Consider the following 21,455-nt stretch of genomic DNA (forward strand, 5'->3'; position numbering starts at 1 on the left):
AACAACGGAGTTCGTGTCGGGCGCGAGATCTCAGTCGAGACCGAAAGCCGAGCGCAGCGGTTCCGACGGGTCGATCTTGACCCCGTTGAAGCGAGCGTGCGCCTGCGCCAGCGCCGAGATGCTCTCGGCCAGATAGTCGACGAAGCGCTCGACCGGCATCGCCGATACTTCGCGCTGGTTCGCGCCGAGCCACCAGTCCGTGGCCGAGGCGACCGCGCCGAAAATCGAATAGTTCACCAATTCGATCCCGGTCACGTCGATCGATTCGGTCGGCAGCAGGCCCGCGAAGAATTCCGCCGCCCGCCGCGCCGATTGGCGGGCCGCGACCAGCGCGCGTTCGGTTTCCTTGGCCTGCTGACTGAAATGGCTGTGCAGCATGAACCGGAAGACGTTCGGATGCGCCGACACGACCGCCACGTATTCGGTGGCCGCGGTATGGACGAGTTCGCTGATCGAATCGTCGGTGAGATTCACGCTGGTGAGCACGCGCTCCCAGAGCATGTCGCGTACCCGGTCGACGATCGCGTTGTAGAGGTCGGTCTTGTCCTCGAAATGGCGATACAGCTTCGGCTTGGCCGCACCGGCTTCCTTGGCGATATCGCCCATGCTCACATCGGGCCCGACCTGATCGAGCGCCCGGAACGCGGCGTCGACGAATTCGATCCGCACCTGCACGCGATGCTCACGCCAGCGTTCGGTCCGCGCGTCGACACGACGCCGCGGCGCCTCGTCCGTCTTGGGGTAACCGCGCGTCACGGTAGTAATACTAGGGCGGGCCGTACCGCGGGTTACGCACCCCACCGAGAGCGGGAACACATTTGCTGAAACAGCAAGATTTCTGGCGCCCGCCGGAGCCGCCGATGCACTATCGGATGATCCTTTCACCCTGACTGACCAGGAGCATCGATGACCGAGACCGTGGCGAACGCCGAAGAGTTCTGGGAAGACTTCTACCGCGAACGTGCGCAGATCTGGACCGGTAACCCGAACCCCCTCCTGGTGCGCGAGGTCTCCGAGCTTACCCCCGGGACCGCCCTCGACCTGGGCTGCGGCGAGGGTGCCGACGCGATCTGGCTGGCGGAGGGCGGCTGGCAGGTCACCGCCGCCGACATCTCCGCGACCGCGATGGAGCGTGGCGCGCGCCGGGCCGCCGAGGTAGGCGTGACGATCGTGTGGGAGCGCCACGACCTCCAGGCGAGCTTCCCGGCGGGCACCTTCGACCTGGTGTCGGCGCAGTTCCTGCACTCCCCGGTGGAGCTGCCGGACGAGCGGGCCGGGATTCTGCGCAGCGCGGCGGCCGCCGTCGCGCCGGGTGGCGTACTGGTGATCGGCGCGCACGCGGCCGCGCCGAGCTGGGCCTCCAGCCAGATGCACGCTCATGTGTTCCCGACCATCGAGCAGGTGCTCGAGCAGCTCGAGCTCGGGCCCGAGTGGCAGGTCGAGACCGCAGAGCTGGTCCACACCCCCTCGACCAGCCCCGACGGTGTGGTCGGCGAGCGCGCCGACAGCGTGCTGCGCCTGCGTCGCGGCTGACCACGATCCCCAGCAACCTCCCAGCTCGGTCCCAGCTCGGTGGCAGCGCGGCCATCGAGTCTGGGTGTCATGACTCAGACCGAGGCCGAGCAGAAGGCCATGCAGAGCAGCCGCGCGCCGGTGCTCGACGTAGTGATACCCGTGTACAACGAAGAGGTCGATCTCGGCCTGTGCGTGCGGAGGTTACATGCCTATCTGCGCGCCGGATTCCCGTTCACGGCCCGCATCACCATCGCCGACAATGCCAGCACCGACGCCACCCTCGCGGTGGCGGAGTTGCTGGCCGCCGAACTCGACGGCGTCGAGGTGCTGCACCTGGACGCCAAAGGGCGTGGGCGGGCCCTGCGGGCCGCGTGGGAAGCCTCGGACGCGGCGGTGGTCGCGTACATGGATGTCGACCTGTCGACCGACCTGGACGCGCTGCTGCCGCTGATCGCGCCGCTGGTGTCCGGGCATTCCGATCTCGCGATCGGCACCAGGCTCGACGCGTCGGCTCGCGTGGTGCGCGGACCCAAGCGTGAGATCATCTCCCGCTGCTACAACCTGCTGCTGAAAACCACGCTGCGGGCAGGCTTTTCGGATGCGCAGTGCGGATTCAAAGCCGTACGCACCGAGGTCGCGCGCGAACTGCTGCCGCTGGTTCGGGATGGCGAGTGGTTCTTCGATACCGAGCTGCTGGTGCTGGCCGAGCGGGCGGGTCTGCGGATTCACGAGGTGCCCGTCGACTGGATCGACGATCCCGACAGCCGGGTCGACATCATCGATACCGCACGCAAGGACCTGCGCGGAATCTGGCGGTTGACCAGGGCGCTGACCACCGGCGCCCTCCCGCTGGACGAGCTGCGGGCCGCTGTCGGGCGGGAACCGCTGGTCGCCGGAGTACCCCTCGGCATGGTCGGGCAGCTGGTGCGGTTCGCGATCGTCGGGGTGAGCTCGACCCTCGCCTACATCGTCCTGTATCTGCTGCTGCAGCCGCTACTCGGCAGTCAGGGCGCCAATCTGATATCGCTGCTGGTCACCGCGGTGGGCAATACGGCCGCCAACCGGGCATTCACCTTCGGCGTGCGCGGACGCGGCAACGCGATCTCGCACCAGTTCCAGGGCTTGGCCATCTTCGCGTTCGGGCTGGCGGTCACCAGCGGGTCCCTGTTCGCCCTGCACCGCTGGGCACCCGACGCACCCGTGGCGGTGGAACTCACCGTCCTGATCACCGCCAATCTCGTGGCGACACTCGCTCGTTTCGTCGGCCTGCGCTGGGTGTTCCGGCACGCGGGCGCCGACCGGAGCACGAGCGTCTCGCCGGTGTTCGCAGCCACCGAGAGCGCGGAGTCGGCAGCGCGCACGCACGCGGTGGAGGTCCGTCGATGACCACGACCATCGCACCCACCCCACCCGCCGGCATCGCGAAGACCACGCCGACCCGAAAGCGTTGGGAGCGAACCGCATTGGCGGCGTTGCTGCTCGGCACACTGATCGCCTATCTCATCAATCTGAGCGCCAACGGCTGGGCCAACGACTTCTATGCCGCTGCGGTACAGGCAGGTTCGCAATCGTGGGAGGCGTTCTTCTTCGGCTCCTCCGACGCCGCGAACTCGATCACCGTCGACAAACCGCCCGCTTCGCTGTGGGTGATGGAACTGTCGGTCCGGCTGTTCGGGCTCAACAGCTGGAGCATGCTGGTGCCGCAGGTGCTGCTCGGCGTCGCGAGCGTCGCACTGTTGTGGGCGACGGTGCGCAGATCGTTCGGACCCGCGGCGGGGTTGATCGCGGGCACGGTGCTCGCGGTGACTCCCGTCGCGGTGCTGATGTTCCGGTTCAACAATCCCGACGCGCTGCTCGTCTTGCTGATGATCGCGGCCGCGTGGGCGATGACACGAGCGGTCGCGGACGGACGGTGGCGATGGTTGCTGCTCACCGGCGCGTTCATCGGATTCGGGTTCCTGGCCAAGCAGTTGCAGGTGCTGTTGGTGGTGCCACCGTTGGCCCTGATGTATCTGATCGCCGGATCCCCGAAGCTGGGAAAGCGGGTCGCGCAATTGTTCGCCGCCGGAGCGGCGATGGTGGCAGGCGCGGGTTGGTGGATAGTGGCGGTGGAGCTGTGGCCGTCGGATTCGCGGCCGTGGATCGGTGGGTCGCAGAACAATTCGATCATCGAGCTCACTCTCGGATACAACGGCCTCGGCCGGTTGAACGGCAACGAGACCGGCAGTGTCGGACCCGGCGGGGAACTGCCCGCCGGCGGCAACGGGATGTGGGGAAGCACCGGGATCACCCGGATGTTCGAACCCGCGCAGGGCGGTCAGATCGCGTGGCTGATTCCGGCGGCGTTGCTCGCGCTCGTGGTCGGGCTCGCCTTGCGCGGACGCGCGCCGCGCACCGATGCTCGGCGGTCCGCGCTGATCCTCTGGGGCGGTTGGCTTCTCGTCACCGGACTGGTGTTCAGCTTCATGGCGGGGATCTTCCACCAGTACTACACGGTGGCGCTCGCGCCCGCCGTGGCGGCGCTGGTCGGGATCGGCGCCGTGCAGATCTGGGGTTCGCGTGATCGGCTGTGGGTGCGGTGCGCGGGCGCAGTGGCCATTGCGCTCACCACGGCGACCGCGTGGATGTTGTTGTCACGCAGCGCTTCCTTCCAGCCGTGGTTGCGCTGGACGATCCTTGTCGTCGGTGTCGTCGCCACCGTCGCGTTCGTGTTCCCACTGGCTCGCAAGCAGTCGGTGATCGTGGCGCTCGCCGCGGCCTTCCTCGGCCTCGCCGGGCCGATCGCCTACTCGATCGACACCCTCGCGTCCGCGCATTCCGGTGCGATCCCTTCCGCCGGACCGAGTTCCGGCGGGATGCACGGTATGGGGGGACCCGGTATGCGTCCCGGGGGCGACGGTGGCAGGCCCGGCGCCGACGGATCCGCGAGGGACGGTGCCGCACCTGGCGGGACGACCCCGGACGGTGCGGCCACGGGTGCGCCGGACGGTGCCGCGCTGGGGCAGGACGGCGCGGCGACGCCGGACGGTGCCGCGCAGGGAACGAACGGCGACCAGCGCATGGGTGGCGCCGGCGGATTGCTGGGCGGATCACGGCCGAGCGATCAGATCGTCACCCTGCTCGAGTCGAACGGCACCGACTACACCTGGGTCGCGGCGGCCGTCGGTTCCAACAGCGCCGCCGGGTATCAGTTGGCCACCGAACTGCCGGTGATGCCGGTCGGCGGGTTCAACGGCAGCGACCCGTCGCCCACCCTCGAACAGTTCCAGCAGTACGTGGCCGACGGAAAGATCCACTACTTCGTCGCCGGTGGGCGCGGTGGTCCCGGCGGGAACAGCGCGTCGACCAGCTCGGCGATCACCGCATGGGTGACGGCGAACTACTCGGCGACGACGGTCGACGGGGTAACGCTCTACGACCTCACCCAACCGAAGTCGTAGCCGTCTCGACGACAGGCTGGGCCCGGCGGATCACCCCGATCCGCCGGGCCCAGCCTTCGTGTCGCCTCACCCCATCGCGCCGCCGGCACCCTGCGTTGCCGCCCAGATTTCATCCACCACGCAATCACAATTCGGCCCGACGTCGGAGAACGGGAGCAGCAGCCTTTGCACGAGCTCCCCGGGGAAGCAACATCGGACAGGCGAGCGTCGTTGATGTGCCGAGCAGCACTGGAGCGCCGAGCAGCGTTAGAGCGCAGCGGCGACCCACTCGGCGAAGGAGGGACCGGCCAGGGTGGCGTGCGGGGACGGCAGGAGGGTGCCGTTTTCGAATTGCTCGCGGTCGGGGTTGGCCGAGTCGGAGGTTTCGATGATCTGTAGCGCGTCCCCGCGGGTCTCGACCAGAACGGCGGCCGCACCGGCCATGGTCTCCGGCTGCGGGCCTGCGATCTCGGGGAACGGAATATCCTCGGCGGCAATCGGATTCGCGGCGAGATCGACCAGCGCCTCGGCAACTGTTCGCGCGGCGACCAGCTGGGTACGCATACCCGCAACGTAGGCGACGGAGCCTTGCGTGCCCCATCCGACCATCACCTCGACGAGTTCGTGGAACTGCGCCGCACGCAGGATCTGCACCGGCAGTGCACCTTTGAGCAGTTCCTGCTCATGGGCCAGCTTGGCGGCGTTGTACCCGGCGAGCGAACCGTCGATCCCGATGATGGACACCACCACCAGCCGCTCGACCCCGGCCCGCTCCCCCGCCGCATGCAGGTTCCGCGCGGAAGCGGTGAAGAACTCGGTCGCCACCTGCTGATCGGCCGACGGCGTACTCGACGCGTCGATAACGATGTCGACCCCGGTCAACGCCTCGTCGAGACCCGCACCGGTCTCGATGTCCACACCGTCGGCGCGCGAGAAGGCGACAACGTCATACCCACGCTCGACCAGCACATCCACCACGTGCCGACCCAGCCGCCCGGTTGCCCCCGCCACCGCGATCTTCTTCTGCTCCACCATGATCCACTCCTTCATCGCTTCTTGCGGGTTCACAGAGACGACGACGTAGGCGACCGGAGTGTGACATCACCTGGTCACGATGTCTCGAGACTCCCCCGAGGCGCGACCCAGCGGTGATTGAGGTCCACCACCGATGCGACCGTTTCGAAATCGGAGTCGTAGTGGAACAGGACGAGGCGGTGTTCTATCGCCAACACCGAAGCGAGCAGGTCATGGATGCCGACCGCGCGGTGGCGGCCGGACCGCGCCAATTCGCGCTGGATAGCAAACGCGCTCTGCCAGTGTTCGTCGTTGGTCGGTAGATACTCGAACAGCGCGCGCCGATCCGATCGGAGCTGTTCGTATTCGACAGGATTGCGCGCGCTGTAGAGGATCTCGGCGTCGATAACGGCACAGGTGGCGACCACTCCCGCGTCGATGAGCGGCACGAGATGACCGGCAACCTCCGGACGAGGCATTCGCGCGAGTGCGCTGGTGTCGACCAGGTATCGCGCTGTCATCGCCATACGTCGTCGCGCCGATCCTTATCGGCCATCTCTGCCAGCCCCCCGTTGATGAGCCACTCGACATGACGGGCTCGGGCCGCGGTGACCGCTGCCGAGTGCAGGGCCGCACGCACGGTATCGGAGACGCCGGTAGTCCCGAGCGCGTCCTGCGCGGACTCGAGTAGCTCGTCGTCGATCTCGATCAGGCGTTTGGTCATCGCACAGTCCCTCGATATATATTCCCCCATGCCCGAACTATATACCTCGAAACGACCAGGTCACAAGGGTTCAGTGGGACAGGTTCAGGGCGGTGTGCAGGGTGGCGGCCCACTGGTCGACGATCAGTTTGCGGCGAGCGGAGTCGTCGGTGAGGACGTCGGCGAGGCCGAGGCCGCGGGCCAGGTCGAGGGTGGCCTGGACGAGGTGGTGGGTGACCGGGTCGGAGTCGTCGACGCCGAGGGCCTCGATGGCGCGGCGGTGGGAGATACGGCCGAACCGGGCCTCGAGGGGCAGGATGCGTTCGCGCAGGGCCGGGTCGGCGGCGGCGTGGGTCCAGACCTGGAGCGCGGCTTTGAAGAACGGGGTGGTGTAGGACTCGACGAGCGCGGAGACGACGGCGCGCGTGCGGCCCGCACCCTGGGCGACCGCGTTCACCGTTTCGGCCTCGGCCTTGGCCTGGTCCATCCGGAACTCGAACATGAACTCGAGCGCGGCCGTGATCAGATCCTCGCGGGTGGGGAAATGGTGCTGGGCGGCACCGCGCGACACCCCGGCCCGCTCGGCGACCACCGACACGGTGGCGGCTGCCCAGCCGGTTTCGGCCAGGCAGTCGATGGTCGCCTCCAGCAGCCGCTGCCGGGTGGCCCGGCTGCGGTCCTGCTTGGGTTCGTGGGGTGTCGCCATCGGACTATTGTGCCCAGCTGGGCGGACGCTTCTGGAAGAAGGCCGTCATGCCCTCGATCACCTCGGGGGTGCCGAAGAAGCTCGCCGACCGCTTGGCCAGTGCTTCGGCCTCGGCGTCGAACGTAGCCAGCACCGCCGCGTTGACCAGTTTCTTGGACTCGGCCAGTCCCTGCGGCGACCCCTTGCGCAGCTCGCCACTCAGGCGTTTCACCTCGGCGGCGGCGTCCTGCGCGGCCACGGTGACCAGGCCGATCTCCTGCGCGGTCGCAGCATCGAATTTCTCGCCGGTCAGGAAGTAGCGGCTCGCAGCCCGCTGGTCCAGCCGCGGCACCAGCGTGAGCGAGATCATGAACGGCGCCATCCCGATGCGCACCTCGGTGAGCGCGAAACTACTGCCGGGCCCCGCGACGACCAGATCGCAGGCCCCGATGATGCCCATGCCACCGGCCCGGACATTGCCGTCGATCTGCGCGATCACCGGCTTGGGCGAGGCGAGGATGCCGCGCAGCACGTCGATCATCACGCGGGTGCGCTCATCGGCGGCCACCGCGGGATCGGCGTTGCTCGCCTCCTTGAGGTCAGCGCCCGCGCAGAAGGTGTCACCGGTGTGGGCCAGCACGATGCCGCGCACGGCGGGATCGGTGGCCGCCGCGTCGAATCCGGCGAGCAGCTCGCGAACCAGCCTGGACGAGAGCGCATTGCGGTTGTGCGGCGAGTCGAAGGTCAGCCTGGCGAACCCGTCGACGACCTTGTAGCGGACGAACGGTGCTTCCGTCGCGTCACTCATCGGGACTCCTGTTCATCCGGTAGGGGTGGTCGCCCCACCTCCGGGGCGACCACCGTTGTGCCTAGTACGAGCGCGGCAAACCCAGCGAGTGCTGGGCGACGAAGTTCAGGATCATCTCGCGGCTGACCGGTGCGATGCGCGAGATGCGCGCGGCCTGCAGCATCGCCGCCAGCCCCACCTCACGCGTCAGACCCGAACCGCCGTGGGTCTGAATCGACTGGTCCAACGCTTTGATGCTGGCTTCCGCGGCCGCGTACTTGGCCATGTTGGCCGCCTCGGCGGCGCCGAACTCGTCGCCGGTGTCGTAGAGCGTCGCGGCCTTCTGCATCATCAGCTTGGCCAGTTCCAGCTCGATCTTCACCTGGGCCAGCGGATGCGAAATACCCTGGTGCGCACCGATCGCCGTCTTCCAGACCGTGCGCTCCTTGGCATACTCCACCGCCCGGTCGATGGCGTAGCGACCCAGGCCGACCGCCATGGCCGCGCCCATGATGCGCTCGGGATTCAATCCGGCGAACAGCTGGGCGATGGCCGCGTCCTCGGAACCGACGAGGGCGTCGGCGGGCAGGCGCACGTCGTCGAAGAACAGCGTGAACTGGTTGTCCGGCTCGATCACGTCCATCTCCTGGACGTTCTTCACCAGGCCGGGCGCGTCCACCGGCACGATGAACAGCGCGGGCTTGAGCTTGCCGGTCTTGTGGTCCTCGGTCCGCGAGACCACCAGGATGGCGTCGGCCTGATCGACACCGGAGATGAAGATCTTGCGGCCGTTGAGGATCCAGTCGCCGCCGTCACGGCGGGCGGTGGTGGTGATCTGGTGCGAGTTGGAGCCCGCGTCGGGTTCGGTGATCGCGAAGACCATCTTCGACGAGCCGTCGGCCAGCTTGGTCAGCCAGTTCTGCTTCTGCGCCTCGGTGCCGTACTTGGTGATGATGGTGCCGCAGATGGCAGGCGAGACGACCATCAGCAGCAGCCCGGCGCCCTGCGCCGCCAGTTCCTCCTGCACCAGCGCCAGCTCGTACATGCCCGCGCCACCGCCGCCGTACTCCTCGGGCAGGTTCACGCCGAGGAAGCCGAGCTTGCCCGCCTCGTCCCACAGCTCGGTGAGCGGCTCGTTCTTGCGCGAGAGCGGCAGCACGTAGTCGCGGTAGTTGTACTTGCTCGCCAGCGAGGCGACCGCCGCGCGCAGCGCCTTCTGCTCTTCGGTCTCGATGAAACTCATGCCTGCTCCTGCTCTTCTTCCTCGACGACGGCGAGGACGGTTCCGACCTCGACCTGCTGGCCGACGGTCACGTTGAGTGCACTGAGAATGCCGGTCGCCGGGGCCGCGATGGTGTGTTCCATCTTCATCGCCTCCAGCCACAGAATGGGCTGCCCCTGCTTGACGTGGTCGCCCTCAGCGGCGCCGAGGCGGATCACGCTGCCCGGCATCGGCGCGAGCAGCGAACCGGCGGCCACCTGCTCCGACGGATCGGTGAAGCGGGGCAGCCTGCGCACAGCCACCGGGCCGAGCGGGGAGTCGACCGCGACGTGATCCCCGTAGCGCGCGATCTCGAATTGCCTGCGCACCGAACCACGTTCATTCGGCACACCGAGAACTACCCGATCGGGCGCGACCGAGATCAGCTCGAGACCGTCGTGGCCCTCGACCGCCACACCCGTGCGGGTGAAGCGGTAGCGCACCTCGTGGGTGCCGGAGGTCCGGCTCTCGTACGACTTGGTCTGCGGCAGCGAAGACAGGTTGCGCCAGCCACTCGGGGTGAGTCCGGCCAGGCGAGAGGTGCCGCGATTGGCAGCCGAATCGGCAAGTGCCGCAGCGACAATCGACAATGACTCATCGGCCTCCGATACCAGCGGCGCAGCGAGCACGGCCAGGTCGTGGGTGGCGAAGAAGGCGGTGTCGGTGTCACCGGCGAGGAACGCCGGGTGCCGCAGCACGCGCACGAGCAGGTCGCGGTTGGTGACCAGGCCGTGGATCTTGGCGCGCTGGAGCGCGGTGGCGAGCAGATGTGCTGCCTCCGCGCGGGTTTCGGCGTAGGAGATCACCTTGGCGAGCATCGGATCGTAGTGGACGCCGACCACCGAGTCGTCGACGACACCGGTGTCCAGGCGCACGCCCGGCTGGTCGAGAACAGTGAATTCACCGGCGGTGAACGGGATCTCGATCTTGTGCACCGGACCGCTCTGCGGCTGCCAGTCGTGCGCGGGGTCTTCGGCGTAGAGGCGAACCTCGATCGAGTGACCACGCTGGGCGGGCTGGGTCGCGGGCAGCGGCAGGCCGGACGCCACCTGCAACTGCAGGCGGACCAGGTCGAGCCCGGTGGTCTGCTCGGTGACCGGATGTTCCACCTGGAGACGGGTGTTCATCTCCAGGAAGAAGAAGTCACCCTTCTCGTCGGCCAGGAACTCGACGGTGCCCGCGCCTTCGTACCCGATCGCCTCGGCGGCCAGACGCGCCGCCTCGAACAGGCGATCACGCATGCCGTCGATCTTCTCGACGAGCGGCGACGGCGCTTCCTCGACGACCTTCTGATGACGACGCTGGACCGAGCACTCACGCTCGCCGACGGCCCAGGTCTTGCCGAAAGTGTCCGACATGACCTGAACTTCGATATGACGGCCGGTCTCGAGGTAGCGCTCGCAGAACACCGTCGGATCACCGAAGGCCGACTCGGCCTCGCGCCGAGCGCCCGCGATCTGATCCTGCAGTTCGCCCAGCTCGCGCACCACGCGCATACCGCGTCCGCCACCACCGGCGGACGCCTTGATCAGCACGGGCAGGTGCGCGTCGGTGACCTCGGCCGGATCGAGCTCGGCGAGGACGGGGACACCGGCGGCGTCCATCATCTTCTTGGACTCGACTTTGGAGCCCATCTGCTCGATCGCCGCGACCGGCGGGCCGATCCACACCAGACCCGCGTCGAGCACGGACCGCGCGAATTCGGCGTTCTCGGAGAGGAATCCGTAGCCGGGATGGATCGCATCGGCACCGGCCGACAAAGCGGCCTCGATGATCAGCTCACCGCGCAGATAGGTCTCGGCCGGGGTGTTTCCGGGCAGCCGGATCGCCGCGTCGGCCTCGGACACGTGCGGCGACGCGGCATCAGCATCGGAGTAGACCGCGGTGGTGCCGATGCCCATCCGACGGCAGGTGGCGAAGACGCGGCGAGCGATCTCACCACGATTGGCAACGAGGACATTCGTAATGGCCACAGCGCATCTCACATTCGGAAGACGCCGAAGCCCTCGGCGCCCTTGATCGGGGCTGTGTGAACGGCCGACAGAGCCATTCCCAGCACGGTGCGGGTGTCGCGGGGGTCGATGATGCCGTCGTCGAACAGCCTGCCCGACAGGAACATCGGCATGGCCTCGGCCTCGATCTGCGCCTCGACCATCGCGGCGAGACCGGCGGCGGCCTCCTCGTCGAACGGCAGGCCCTTGGACTCGGCCGCGCCGCGCTGCACGATGGTGAGCACGCCGCCCAGCTGCGCCCCACCCATGACGGCGGATTTCGCGCTCGGCCAGGCGAACAGGAAGCGCGGGTTGAACGCGCGCCCGCACATGCCGTAGTGCCCGGCGCCGTAGGAGGCGCCGATCAGCAGCGAGATGTGCGGGACCGTGGAGTTGGCGACCGCGTTGATCATCATCGCGCCGTGCTTGATGATGCCGCCGTGCTCGTACTCCTTGCCGACCATGTAGCCGGTGGTGTTGTGCAGGAACAACAGTGGCGTGTTCTTCTTGTTGGCCAGCTGGATGAACTGGGTGGCCTTCTGCGATTCCTCGGAGAACAGCACGCCGCGCGCGTTGGCGAGGATGCCGATCGGGTAGCCGTTGATCTCGGCCCAGCCGGTGACCAGGCTCGAGCCGTAGAGCGGCTTGAACTCGTCGAAGTCGGAACCGTCGACCACGCGGGCGACGACCTCGCGGGGATCGAACGGGATCTTCAGGTCCGAGGGCACGATGCCGAGCAGTTCCTCGGGATCGTAGATCGGCGAGATCACCTCCGCGCGCGGCTCCGGTCCCTGTTTCTTCCAGTTCAGGCGACGAACGATATTGCGGCCGAGGCGGATCGCGTCCTGCTCGTCGGCGGCCATGTAGTCGGCCAGACCGGAGGTGCGGGCGTGCATCTCGGCGCCGCCGAGGGTCTCGTCGTCGGAGTCCTCACCGGTGGCCATCTTCACCAGCGGCGGGCCCGCGAGGAAGACCTTCGCGGCTTCCTTGACCATCACCACGTAGTCGGACATACCGGGGATATAGGCACCACCGGCGGTGGAGTTGCCGAAGACCAGGGAGATGGTGGGGATTCCGGCCGCCGAGGCCTGGGTGAGGTCGCGGAACATCGCGCCACCCGGGATGAACACTTCCTTCTGCGTCGGCAGGTCCGCGCCGCCGGACTCGACCAGCGAGATCACCGGCAGCCGGTTCTCCCGGACGATGTCGTTGATACGCAGTGTCTTACGCAGCGTCCACGGGTTCGACGTACCGCCGCGCACCGTCGGGTCGGGCGCGACGATCATGCACTCGACGCCCTCGACGAGGCCGATGCCGGCGATCGTCGACGCGCCGACGTGGAAGTCGCTGCCCCACGCGGCGAGTGGGCACAGCTCGAGAAACGGCGAGTCCTCGTCGAGCAGCAGTTCGATGCGCTCACGCGCGGTCAGCTTGCCGCGCTTGTGGTGCCGGGCCACCTTGTCGGGGCCACCACCGGCGATGGCCTTGGCGAACTCCGCCTCGACCTCGGTGAGCTTGGTGGACATCGCCTCGGCGGCCGCGGTGTACTCGGGCGAGGCGGTGTCGATGAGGGAACGGAAGGTCGTCACGACTGGTACCCCAATACTTTCGACGCCAGCATGGTCAGGATCTCGTTGGTGCCGCCGCCGATGCCGATGATGCGCACATCGCGGTAGATGCGCTCGACCTCGGCCTCGCGCATGTAGCCCATCCCGCCGTGCAACTGCACGGCCTGGTTGGCCACCCATTCGGCGGTCTCGACGGCGTTGTTCTTGGCGAAGCACACCTGAGCGATCAGGTTCTCGTCACCGGCGACGTAGCGCTCGACCAGCGCCCGGGTGTACGTGCGCGAGATATCCACGCGCTGTGCCATATCGGTGAGTGTCATCTGCACCTTCTGACGGCTGATCAGCGGCCGGCCGAAGGTCTCGCGATCGCGGCACCACTGCACGGTGAGGTCGAGTGCGCGCTGGGCCAGCGAATACGCCTGCACCGCGAGGCCCACCCGCTCACTGACGAACGCGGCGGCGATCTGCGCGAAGCCGCTGTTCTCGGCGCCGACCAGGTTCGAGGCGGGCACCCGTACGTCCACGTACGACAGCTCGGCAGTATCCGAGGCCAGCCAGCCCATCTTCTCCAGCTTGCGGCTGACGGTGAAGCCCGGCGTGTCCTTCGGCACCAGGATCAGCGAAACACCGGCCGCGCCAGGGCCGCCCGTGCGCACCGCGGTGACGACGAAGTCGGCACGACAGCCCGAGGTGATGAAGGTCTTGGCGCCGTTGATGATGAAGTCCTCACCGTCGCGCACGGCGGTGGTGGTGAGGTGGCCGACATCGGAACCCCCGCCGGGTTCGGTGATGGCCAGCGAACCGATCAGGTCACCGGCCAGCGTCGGCTTGGCCCACTGGTCGATCTGAGCCTGGTTGCCCGAGGCGATCATGTGCGGCAGCGCGATTCCACAGGTCAGCAGCGAGGCCCACAGCCCGCCGGACGCACCGGCGACATGGATCTCCTCGCCCACGATCACCGAGTCGATGGCGTTGCCGCCCTCGCCGCCCGCCGATTCCGGGTACTCGATGCCGAGCAGGCCGAGTTCGCCTGCCTTCTTGTGCAGCTCGCGCGGTAGTTCGCCCGCCCGCTCCCAGGCATCGAGGTCGGGCAGGATCTCCCGTTCGACGAACCCGCGCACAGTGGCGCGCAGCTCTTTTCGCTCCGGCGTTTCCCAAACTGAGGTCATGCGAACAGCTCCGTCGGCATATCGATGTGGCGGGAGCGCAGCCATTCGCCGAGCCCCTTGGCCTGCGGGTCGAAACGTGCCTGGTAGGCGACGCCCTTGCCCAGCAGCCCGGAAATGATGAAGTTGACCGCACGCAGATTGGGCAGCACGTGGCGGGTGACGGTCAGGTCGGCCGTCTCGGGAAGAAGTTCTCGCAGCTTCTCGACGGTGAGGGTGTGCACGAGCCAGCGCCACTGGTCGTCGGTGCGCACCCACACGCCGATATTGGCGTCGCCGCCCTTGTCGCCGCTGCGCGCGAGCGCGATAGTGCCGAGCGGGACTCGACGGGTTTCGGCGGGCGGCAGCGGTGCGGGCAGTTCGGGTTCGGAAACAGGTTCGAGGACAACGGTTTCCGTAGCGGGGGCGATGTCGACACGGGTGCCGTTCGCCAGCACGGCGATATGCGGCACCTCGTGCGCGTCGACGAAACCCGGGGTGAAGACACCGTAGGGCGAACCGTTTCCGGGCAGCGCGGTGAAGCTGGCACCCGGGTAGCTCGCGAGCGCCAATTCCACAGCGACACTGGAGAACCCGCGACCGACCTTGTTCGGGTCGGCATCGCGCACCACGCAGCGCAGGATCGCGCTGGCCTGCTCTTCGGTCTCGGCGTCGGGGCGATCGAGGCGAGCCAGGGTCCAGGTGAGCTCGGCGGGTTTGTCCGGCAGCCAGGATTCCAGCTGTCGTTGTGCCAGTGCGGCTTTGGCCTCGATATCGAGTCCGGTGAGGATGAACGACATCTCGTTGCGGAAGCCGCCGAGGGTGTTCAGCGAGACCTTGAGCTGTGGCGGCGGGGCCTCACCGGTGACGCCGCTGATCAATACCCGGTCCTTACCCTCCTGGCTCAGCACGATGCTGTCCAGGCGGGTGGTGACGTCGGGTCCGGCGTAGCGCGCGCTCTGGATCTCGTACATGAGCTGGGCTTCGACGGTGTCGACAGTGACCGCGCCGCCGGTGCCGTCGTGCTTGGTGATCACGCAGGACCCGTCGCGACGGATCTCGGCGATCGGGAAGCCGGGGCGGCCGATGTCACCGAGTTCGGTGAAGAAGGCGAAGTTACCGCCGGTGGCCTGAGTGCTGCACTCGATCACGTGGCCCGCGACCACCGCACCGGCGAGCGCGTCGTAATCGGTACGGGCCCACCCGAAGTGGGCCGCCGCCGGACCCACGATCACGGAGGCGTCGGTGACGCGGCCGGTGACGACGATGTCGGCGCCGGAGTTCAGGCACTCGACGATCCCCCACGCGCCGAGATAGGCGTTGGCGGTGAGCGGCTGACCCAGATCGAGCTCGGCGGCCCGCGAGACCAGGTCGTCGCCTTCGACGTGTGCGATCTCGGCGTCGAGCCCGAGCTCGGCGGCGACCTTGCGCAACTGCTCGGCCAGCCCCGCCGGATTCAGCCCGCCGGCATTGGTGACGATCTGGACGTTCTTCTCGAGCGCGAGCGCGAGGCAGTCCTTGATCTGCTTGACGAAGGTCTTGGCGTAGCCGAGGCTCGGATCCTTCATCCGGTCGCGGCCCAGGATCAGCATGGTGAGTTCGGCGAGGTAGTCGCCGGTCAGCACGTCGAGCTGACCGCCTTCCAGCATCTCGCGCATGGCGCTGAGCCGGTCACCGTAGAACCCGGAACAATTCCCGATCCGGATCAGGTCCGGGTCAGCGGAGAGAGCACTCATGGCACCCAGGATCGCAGCGGTTCAGAAAAAAAGCAAGCATGCGTGCTTGTTAATTCCGTACAATCCACCAGGCAAGATGGAACCCATGCTGTCCGTCCTCCTCTTCGCCCTCGCCGGATTCCTGCTCGGCGGCGCGTACACGACCTGGAAGAACAACCGCCCGGTGGCGATCGGTTTGATCGTCGCCGCTGTCCTCGCGGGCCTCGGCGCCGCGCTCTGGCTGGAGTAGCAAGACTTTCGCAAGATCAGGGCAAGGCGAGGGCTGTTGGCTTGCCCACATGTTCACTTGGTATGTCGGCCTGCTCGCGCTCAGCGGCCTCGCGATGATCATCATGGCCAACGTCGACAACGGGCGCAGCCAGCTCTCGCGCGGGCTCAACGCGGTGTTCGGTATCGCGTTCCTCGGGTACGCGGGATACCTGTGGTTCGTGTTCGAAGGCGGCGACTACCTGATCTTCTTCCACGCGTTCATCCTGCCGGTGCTGCTCATCATCGACTTCGTGCGTTCGACGAGCTGGCAGGCGCTGACCGACAAGCCCACCCCGACCCAGAAGGCCTTCCGCGAGTACTGGAAGGAACAGGATCGGCTGGAAAAGCGCTCAGCCCGACGTGTGTAGCTTGAAGATCCTGACGTCTTCCGGGACGCCGTTCAGCGGCGCCGCCCAGAAGTTCCGCTTGTAGGGTTTGGCGACAACGCCCAGCTCATCGAGGGTTTCCGGGCGCAGCGCGGCCAACGTGATGCTGGATATCATCGTGTTGCCGTTACCGCCCGCCTCCATCATCCTGGCGGCGATGTTGACGTCGACGCCGAGCCAGTCGCCGCCGATCTCCCGGGGCGAGCCGGTGTGCAGGCCGACCCGCATACGCGGGGTGTAGCCGTTGATCTCGACCCCGGCGAGATTGCGCCGGGCCGCCAGCGCGGCGCGCACGGCACGATCGGGCGAGGAGAACACCGCCATCAGACCGTCGCCCATCCGCTTGACCACCTGACCGCCACGCTCGACGATCGGCGGCTCGATGGCCTTGGCGACCTTGCGCAGCAGTTCCAGGGTGCGCTCGTCGCCCACCGACAGCGACCAGCTCGAGAACCCGACCAGGTCGGTGAACACGATGGTCACCTCCTCGGAGCCGCGCCCACGGCCGATCCGCTCCAGCCCCGCCTGCCACACCTGTAGGGCACCGAAACCGATTTCCCTGGCCGCGGTCGGGGCGCCGCCCGCGATCTTGTCCGCCGCCCGGGCCACCGCGCGCGCACCGCCGGGTCCTGTCACCGACAGCGGGTCGCCGAAGGACGGGTCGCCCGGCAGCTGGTGGCGTGCCTTGCGTAAGGCGCCGATCAGGTCCGCCCGGCGGTTGGCCGCTTGCAGCTTCGACGAGATCTGGGCGCGCTTGCGGCTCGCGCGCGCATCGGTGTCGGACTCGGCGGATTCACTCACGATCGGCTCCAACGGGATGGACACGTCCGCGGCGTCGCGCCGCCGCGGATTCACCCCGCCAGAAGGCGTTTCACTCACGCTCAAAGGTTAGCCGATCCGCCTCCCCGAGACTTCCAGCCAGACTCAGGTGAGTGGGGACGAGGTGACGCGTCTGACGGTTCCGTGCGTGGGCGCGTTCGCCCGTGCCCGGCGAGTTACCCAGGTCCTCACTGGATATGCGCGAGCCCCCGGCGTCCGGGCAGCGGACGCCGGGGGCTCGTGCAGGGGCGACCTCCCGACAAGGTCGCGGCCCTCGCGACCCGGGCCAATGCGAGGGCGGCCCGGGCAGGATTGTCAGGCGTCGCGGCGGTTGACCAGCACGAGTGCGCCGGCGAACACGATCGCCACGAACACGGCGAAGTAGATCAGGCTTCCCCACACGCCCCAGTGCCAGTCGCCCGCGTACTCCTCGACGCTCAGGAAACGGTTCGCGTTCTGGAAGGGCAGGAACGGCTTGACGGTGCGGCCGAAGCTGCCGAACGCGCCGAGCAGGTTCTCCAGCAGCAGCGACCACAGCACGATCAGCGAGATCGCCGCGGCGGACTGGCGCACCAGCACACCGACACCGATGGCGAGCATGACGCACAGGAACGCGTAGATCGGCACGCTGTAGATGGCTCGCCAGTTGCCGTCGAGCACGAGACCGGGAGCGTCGTCACCGGTGATCAGCTTGGCCACGATGAACGCGATGAGCGCGAGCACACCGGTGAGCACGGCCGAGTAGAAGCCGACCAGCGCGGTCTTCGACAGCACGACCTTGGATCGGTTCGGGACCGCGAGGAAGCTGGAGCGGATGACGCCGAAGCGATATTCGCTGGTCACCGTCAGCGCGGCCATGATCATCAGGACCATGACGCCGAAGCCGGCGACACCCGACACCGCCACGCTCGGGGTGAGCAACGGCGGGCCCTCGCCGGAATCCCCGGTGGAGTCGGCGTTGGTGACCAAGGCGATCAGCACGGCGAGGCCGATGCCGAGCACCACCACGACCGCCGAGCACCACCAGGGCGAGCGGGTGGAGGTGAGTTTGATTCGTTCCGCTGCGAGCACGCCCATCAGAGCGCACCTCCCATCGCCTGTTGATCGAAGCTTTCACCGTGGTACTCCACGGCGCCGCCGGTCATCCGCATGAACGCTTCCTCGAGCGAGGCCTGCTGCGGTGCCAGCTCGTAGAGCGTGACGTTGTTCGTGCCCGCCACCTTGCCGACCTCGTCGGAAGTGACGCCCGCGACGATCAGCGCGGCGTCGCCGTCTTCCTTCACGGTCATGCCGTGCGAGGTGAGCAGGCTGCGCAACTGATCCAGCTGCGGGCTGCGCACGCGCACCGACTGCTCGGAGGCACGGTCGATGAACTCCTGGGTGGTGCCGTCGAACATCAGCTGACCACGACCGATGACGATGAGCTGCTCGGCGGTCTGCGACATCTCCGAGAGCAGGTGGCTCGACACGAGCACCGTGCGTCCCTCGGCGGCCAGGCGCTGCATGAACCGGCGGATCCACAGGATGCCCTCCGGGTCGAGGCCGTTGACCGGCTCGTCGAACAGCAGCACCTTCGGGTCGCCGAGCAGCGCGCCCGCCAGTCCGAGACGCTGGGACATACCGAGCGAGAATCCGCCCGCGTTCTTGTTCGCCACCTCGGACAGGCCGACCAGTCGCAGGACCTCTTCGACCCGCGACTTCGGGATGTCGTTGGAGGCGGCCAGCCACTCCAGATGGGCGCGCGCCGAGCGGTTCGGATGCACCCACTTGGCATCCAGCAGCGCGCCGACCTGCGTGAGCGGGCGTTCCAGCTGCTGGTACTGCTTGCCGTCGATGAGCGCACTGCCCGCCGTCGGCTTGTCCAATCCGAGGATCATCCGCATGGTCGTCGATTTACCGGCACCGTTGGGTCCGAGGAACCCGGTCACCAGTCCTGGTCGGACGGTGAACGTGAGGTCCTGCACCGCGACGGTCTGGCCGAATTGCTTCGTCAGGCCCTTCAGCTCGATCATGCGCCCCAGCTTGCCTCACGATCGCCGTGCCGCGCGTCGCCGAGAAGTAGCGAGTCGGGTCATCCTCGAGGATGACCTTCGACCCCTAGACGGCTGGGGAAGAAGCCTGAGCCCAGAAACGCTTGGGGATACGGCCCGCCTGCCTGGCCAGATAGCCCGCACGCACGGCTGCCGACATGGCCGACGCCATGAGTTCGGGCTCTTTCGCCCTGGTCACGGCGGTAGCGAGCAGGACTGCCGAGCAGCCGAGTTCCATGGCGAGAGCGGCGTCGCTGGCGGTGCCGATGCCCGCGTCGAGGATCACGGGGACCCCGGCGGCGGCGACGATCATCTCGATGTTGTGGGGGTTGCCGATGCCCAAGCCCGTGCCGATCGGGGAGCCGAGCGGCATCACCGCGGCACAGCCCGCTTCTTCGAGGCGGCGGGCGAGGATCGGGTCGTCGTTGGTGTACGGCAGGACGACGAAACCGTCGTCGACGAGCTTCTCGGCGGCGTCGAGGAGCTCGAACGGGTCCGGCAGCAGGGTGCGGTCGTCGGCGACCACCTCGAGCTTGACCCAGTTGGTGTCGAGCGCCTCACGGGCCAGCTGGGCGGTGAGTACGGCTTCGGCGGCGGTGCGACAGCCCGCGGTGTTGGGCAGCAGGGTGATGTCGAGGCGCTTGAGCAGGTCGAGCACGCCGGTGCCGCCCGCGGCGTCGACCCGGCGCATGGCGACGGTGGTGAGCTCGGTGCCCGAGGCGATCAGCGCCTGTTCGAGGACGGCGAGGTTTTCGGCGCCCCCGGTGCCCATGATCAGGCGGGAGCCGAACTCCTTGTCGGCGATCCGCAACGGCGACTCAGCCACCCTGCACCGCCGTGAGCACCTCGATGGTCCAGCCGCGCCCGACCGGCTCGTCCCAGCGCGACTTCGAGAAGACCGCGCCGTCGACCGCCAATGCCACACCCTGGCAGGGCAATTCGAGCTTGGCCAGCAGTTCACGGACGCTGAGCGGCTCGGGGAACTCGTGGTCGACACCGTTGACGGTGACGCCGATCGGAATGGTCGAGGTCATCGAACTCCTCCTTGCGACAGAGATGGCATCTGCGATGCCGGAAAACGTTGAGGTGCTGCGGCTTCGACGACCACGGGGGTCTCGCCGTCGAGCAGCGCGGGCACGACCGCCGCAGTGAGCGCGAGGGTGAGCATGCCGTTACGGCCGTGACCGGTGGCGGCAACGACCCGGCCGTCGAGGTGGCCGAGCAGCGGCAGGTTGTCGGGGGTTCCCGGCCGCGAGCCCGCGTTCGCTTCGGCCAGTTCGTATTCGGCGATGCCGGGCAGGATGGTTTCGGCGTCGGCGATCAGGTCACGGACACCGCCGACGGTGACGGTGGTGTCGAAGCCCGCCTCGTATTGTGTTGCACCGACAACGATTCCGTCTTCGCGGGGGACCAGGTAGACCTGCCTGCCGTGGACCCGGGCGCGGATCACCCTGGTCGGTGGCGGGCTGACGCCGGGCCTGCGACGCAACCGGAGGATTTCACCCTTCACCGGACGCACCGGCAGGCCGGGCCAGAGCTCGGCGGAGCGGGCGCCCGCCGCGAGGACTATCCGGTCCTGCGGTAGCTCATCCAGCGCGGCAACGGCTTCGGCACGGATCTCGACGCCGGCTCCGGCGCAGGCGGATCGGAGCGCACGCAGTACGCGCCGATTGTCGACGGCGGGTTCGGTTTTCGCGTGCAGGCCGGCGCGGACGGTGCGCGCGAGCGCGGGTTCCAGCGCGCGGACTCCCGCACGGTCGAGCACCCGCAGATCGTGACCGAAGCCGGCCAGCCAGTCCGAGACGGTGCGCAGGTCCGTGACATCGGCGCTGTCGAGGGCGACGGTGAGCGTCTCCTCCGCCACGAACATCGATTCATCCGAGACCGCTCGGAGCCGTTCGGCGAAAGCGGGCCACTGCGCCAGCGCGGCCGCGCCGAAGGCGAGCACCCGGTCCTCCCCCGGCCAGCCTTCCGACAGCGGCGCCAGCATTCCACCGGCCACGAAGGAGGCGCCGCGCGCGGGTTCGGGGTCGTAGACGGTGACCGTCCAGCCCGCCTCGGCGGCCCGCCATGCGACGGCAAGTCCGACGGCGCCGCCGCCAACGACCGCCAGAGTTCGCATCCCGTTCCACCTGTCTTTTTCGCCT

At 67.9% G+C, this 21,455-nt stretch carries 22 protein-coding genes; 5 read left to right on the forward strand and 17 right to left on the reverse strand.

Translation table 11 applies throughout. From position 1 onward, the window contains the following. Positions 1–30: 30 nt before the first annotated feature. Positions 31–756, reverse strand: coding sequence for a TetR/AcrR family transcriptional regulator (locus ACWDXS_RS20585; protein ID WP_378633734.1), 726 nt, complete (start codon positions 754–756; stop codon positions 31–33). 150 nt (positions 757–906) lie between these two features. Between ACWDXS_RS20585 and ACWDXS_RS20590 the strand changes: the two genes are divergently transcribed. The 3 genes from ACWDXS_RS20590 to ACWDXS_RS20600 all read left to right on the forward strand — a co-directional run bounded on the left by ACWDXS_RS20590 (position 907) and on the right by ACWDXS_RS20600 (position 4,955). Then, on the forward strand, positions 907–1,533 hold the full coding sequence (locus tag ACWDXS_RS20590) for a class I SAM-dependent methyltransferase (protein ID WP_387445522.1): 627 nt from the start codon (positions 907–909) through the stop codon (positions 1,531–1,533). 69 nt (positions 1,534–1,602) lie between these two features. Beyond that, the gene (locus ACWDXS_RS20595; protein WP_378996104.1) at positions 1,603–2,901 is read left to right on the forward strand and encodes a glycosyltransferase; all 1,299 of its coding nucleotides are present in this window, start codon (positions 1,603–1,605) and stop codon (positions 2,899–2,901) included. Further along, entirely contained in the window at positions 2,898–4,955 is a 2,058-nt protein-coding gene (locus ACWDXS_RS20600) for a glycosyltransferase family 39 protein (RefSeq protein ID WP_449967796.1), read from the forward strand. Before ACWDXS_RS20595 ends, ACWDXS_RS20600 begins: the two co-directional genes overlap by 4 nt. A 246-nt stretch (positions 4,956–5,201) precedes the next feature. On the opposite strand, the gene ACWDXS_RS20605 is transcribed toward ACWDXS_RS20600, so the two are convergent. From ACWDXS_RS20605 to ACWDXS_RS20650, 10 genes are all read right to left on the reverse strand, one after another. Then, positions 5,202–5,969, reverse strand: a complete 768-nt coding sequence (locus ACWDXS_RS20605) for an SDR family oxidoreductase (protein ID WP_378996100.1) — start codon at positions 5,967–5,969, stop codon at positions 5,202–5,204. 74 nt (positions 5,970–6,043) lie between these two features. Beyond that, positions 6,044–6,469 (reverse strand): PIN domain-containing protein, encoded by a 426-nt coding sequence (locus ACWDXS_RS20610; RefSeq protein WP_449967800.1) that lies wholly within the window; start codon positions 6,467–6,469, stop codon positions 6,044–6,046. Continuing rightward, positions 6,466–6,672 (reverse strand): DUF2191 domain-containing protein, encoded by a 207-nt coding sequence (locus ACWDXS_RS20615; protein WP_358104280.1) that lies wholly within the window; start codon positions 6,670–6,672, stop codon positions 6,466–6,468. Before ACWDXS_RS20615 ends, ACWDXS_RS20610 begins: the two co-directional genes overlap by 4 nt. A gap of 70 nt (positions 6,673–6,742) precedes the next feature. Beyond that, complete coding sequence (locus tag ACWDXS_RS20620; RefSeq protein WP_378996095.1) at positions 6,743–7,357, reverse strand: TetR/AcrR family transcriptional regulator; 615 nt, start codon at positions 7,355–7,357, stop codon at positions 6,743–6,745. Between the two features lie 4 nt (positions 7,358–7,361). Then, on the reverse strand, positions 7,362–8,144 hold the full coding sequence (locus tag ACWDXS_RS20625) for an enoyl-CoA hydratase family protein (RefSeq protein ID WP_378996093.1): 783 nt from the start codon (positions 8,142–8,144) through the stop codon (positions 7,362–7,364). A 61-nt stretch (positions 8,145–8,205) separates the two neighbouring features. Continuing rightward, on the reverse strand, positions 8,206–9,366 hold the full coding sequence (locus ACWDXS_RS20630; protein ID WP_449967805.1) for an acyl-CoA dehydrogenase family protein: 1,161 nt from the start codon (positions 9,364–9,366) through the stop codon (positions 8,206–8,208). Next, the gene (locus ACWDXS_RS20635) at positions 9,363–11,357 is read right to left on the reverse strand and encodes an acetyl/propionyl/methylcrotonyl-CoA carboxylase subunit alpha (protein WP_449967808.1); all 1,995 of its coding nucleotides are present in this window, start codon (positions 11,355–11,357) and stop codon (positions 9,363–9,365) included. The genes ACWDXS_RS20630 and ACWDXS_RS20635 overlap by 4 nt, the downstream gene beginning before the upstream one ends. A gap of 8 nt (positions 11,358–11,365) precedes the next feature. Continuing rightward, on the reverse strand, positions 11,366–12,964 hold the full coding sequence (locus ACWDXS_RS20640) for an acyl-CoA carboxylase subunit beta (protein WP_449967811.1): 1,599 nt from the start codon (positions 12,962–12,964) through the stop codon (positions 11,366–11,368). Beyond that, positions 12,961–14,112, reverse strand: a complete 1,152-nt coding sequence (locus tag ACWDXS_RS20645; RefSeq protein ID WP_378996086.1) for an acyl-CoA dehydrogenase family protein — start codon at positions 14,110–14,112, stop codon at positions 12,961–12,963. The genes ACWDXS_RS20640 and ACWDXS_RS20645 overlap by 4 nt, the downstream gene beginning before the upstream one ends. Beyond that, entirely contained in the window at positions 14,109–15,824 is a 1,716-nt protein-coding gene (locus ACWDXS_RS20650) for an acyclic terpene utilization AtuA family protein (RefSeq protein ID WP_379316753.1), read from the reverse strand. The genes ACWDXS_RS20645 and ACWDXS_RS20650 overlap by 4 nt, the downstream gene beginning before the upstream one ends. Before the next feature lie 85 nt (positions 15,825–15,909). Here ACWDXS_RS20650 and ACWDXS_RS20655 point away from each other — a divergent pair, with 85 nt between their 5' ends. Continuing rightward, positions 15,910–16,053 carry a hypothetical protein gene (locus tag ACWDXS_RS20655; protein WP_378633702.1) on the forward strand — a complete coding sequence of 48 codons (144 nt, stop codon included), beginning with the start codon at positions 15,910–15,912 and terminating at the stop codon, positions 16,051–16,053. A gap of 49 nt (positions 16,054–16,102) precedes the next feature. Further along, the gene (locus ACWDXS_RS20660; protein WP_449967815.1) at positions 16,103–16,441 is read left to right on the forward strand and encodes a hypothetical protein; all 339 of its coding nucleotides are present in this window, start codon (positions 16,103–16,105) and stop codon (positions 16,439–16,441) included. Here ACWDXS_RS20660 and ACWDXS_RS20665 read toward each other — a convergent pair. The 6 genes from ACWDXS_RS20665 to thiO all read right to left on the reverse strand — a co-directional run bounded on the left by ACWDXS_RS20665 (position 16,424) and on the right by thiO (position 21,430). Further along, positions 16,424–17,278: an adenylate/guanylate cyclase domain-containing protein gene (locus ACWDXS_RS20665; RefSeq protein WP_378996150.1), complete on the reverse strand. Its 855-nt coding sequence runs from the start codon at positions 17,276–17,278 to the stop codon at positions 16,424–16,426. The two genes, ACWDXS_RS20660 and ACWDXS_RS20665, sit on opposite strands and share 18 nt — an antisense overlap. Positions 17,279–17,593: 315 nt before the next feature. Then, positions 17,594–18,355, reverse strand: coding sequence for an ABC transporter permease (locus ACWDXS_RS20670; RefSeq protein ID WP_378633697.1), 762 nt, complete (start codon positions 18,353–18,355; stop codon positions 17,594–17,596). Further along, positions 18,355–19,290, reverse strand: coding sequence for an ABC transporter ATP-binding protein (locus ACWDXS_RS20675; RefSeq protein WP_378633694.1), 936 nt, complete (start codon positions 19,288–19,290; stop codon positions 18,355–18,357). Before ACWDXS_RS20675 ends, ACWDXS_RS20670 begins: the two co-directional genes overlap by 1 nt. 85 nt (positions 19,291–19,375) lie before the next feature. Next, positions 19,376–20,134, reverse strand: coding sequence for a thiazole synthase (gene thiG, locus ACWDXS_RS20680; RefSeq protein WP_449967819.1), 759 nt, complete (start codon positions 20,132–20,134; stop codon positions 19,376–19,378). Further along, positions 20,127–20,342, reverse strand: coding sequence for a sulfur carrier protein ThiS (gene thiS, locus ACWDXS_RS20685; protein ID WP_358104244.1), 216 nt, complete (start codon positions 20,340–20,342; stop codon positions 20,127–20,129). The genes thiG and thiS overlap by 8 nt, the downstream gene beginning before the upstream one ends. Further along, positions 20,339–21,430, reverse strand: a complete 1,092-nt coding sequence (gene thiO, locus ACWDXS_RS20690; protein ID WP_449967823.1) for a glycine oxidase ThiO — start codon at positions 21,428–21,430, stop codon at positions 20,339–20,341. The genes thiS and thiO overlap by 4 nt, the downstream gene beginning before the upstream one ends. Between the last annotated feature and the right edge of the window lie 25 nt (positions 21,431–21,455).

It is taken from the genome of Nocardia sp. NPDC003183 (assembly GCF_053590715.1).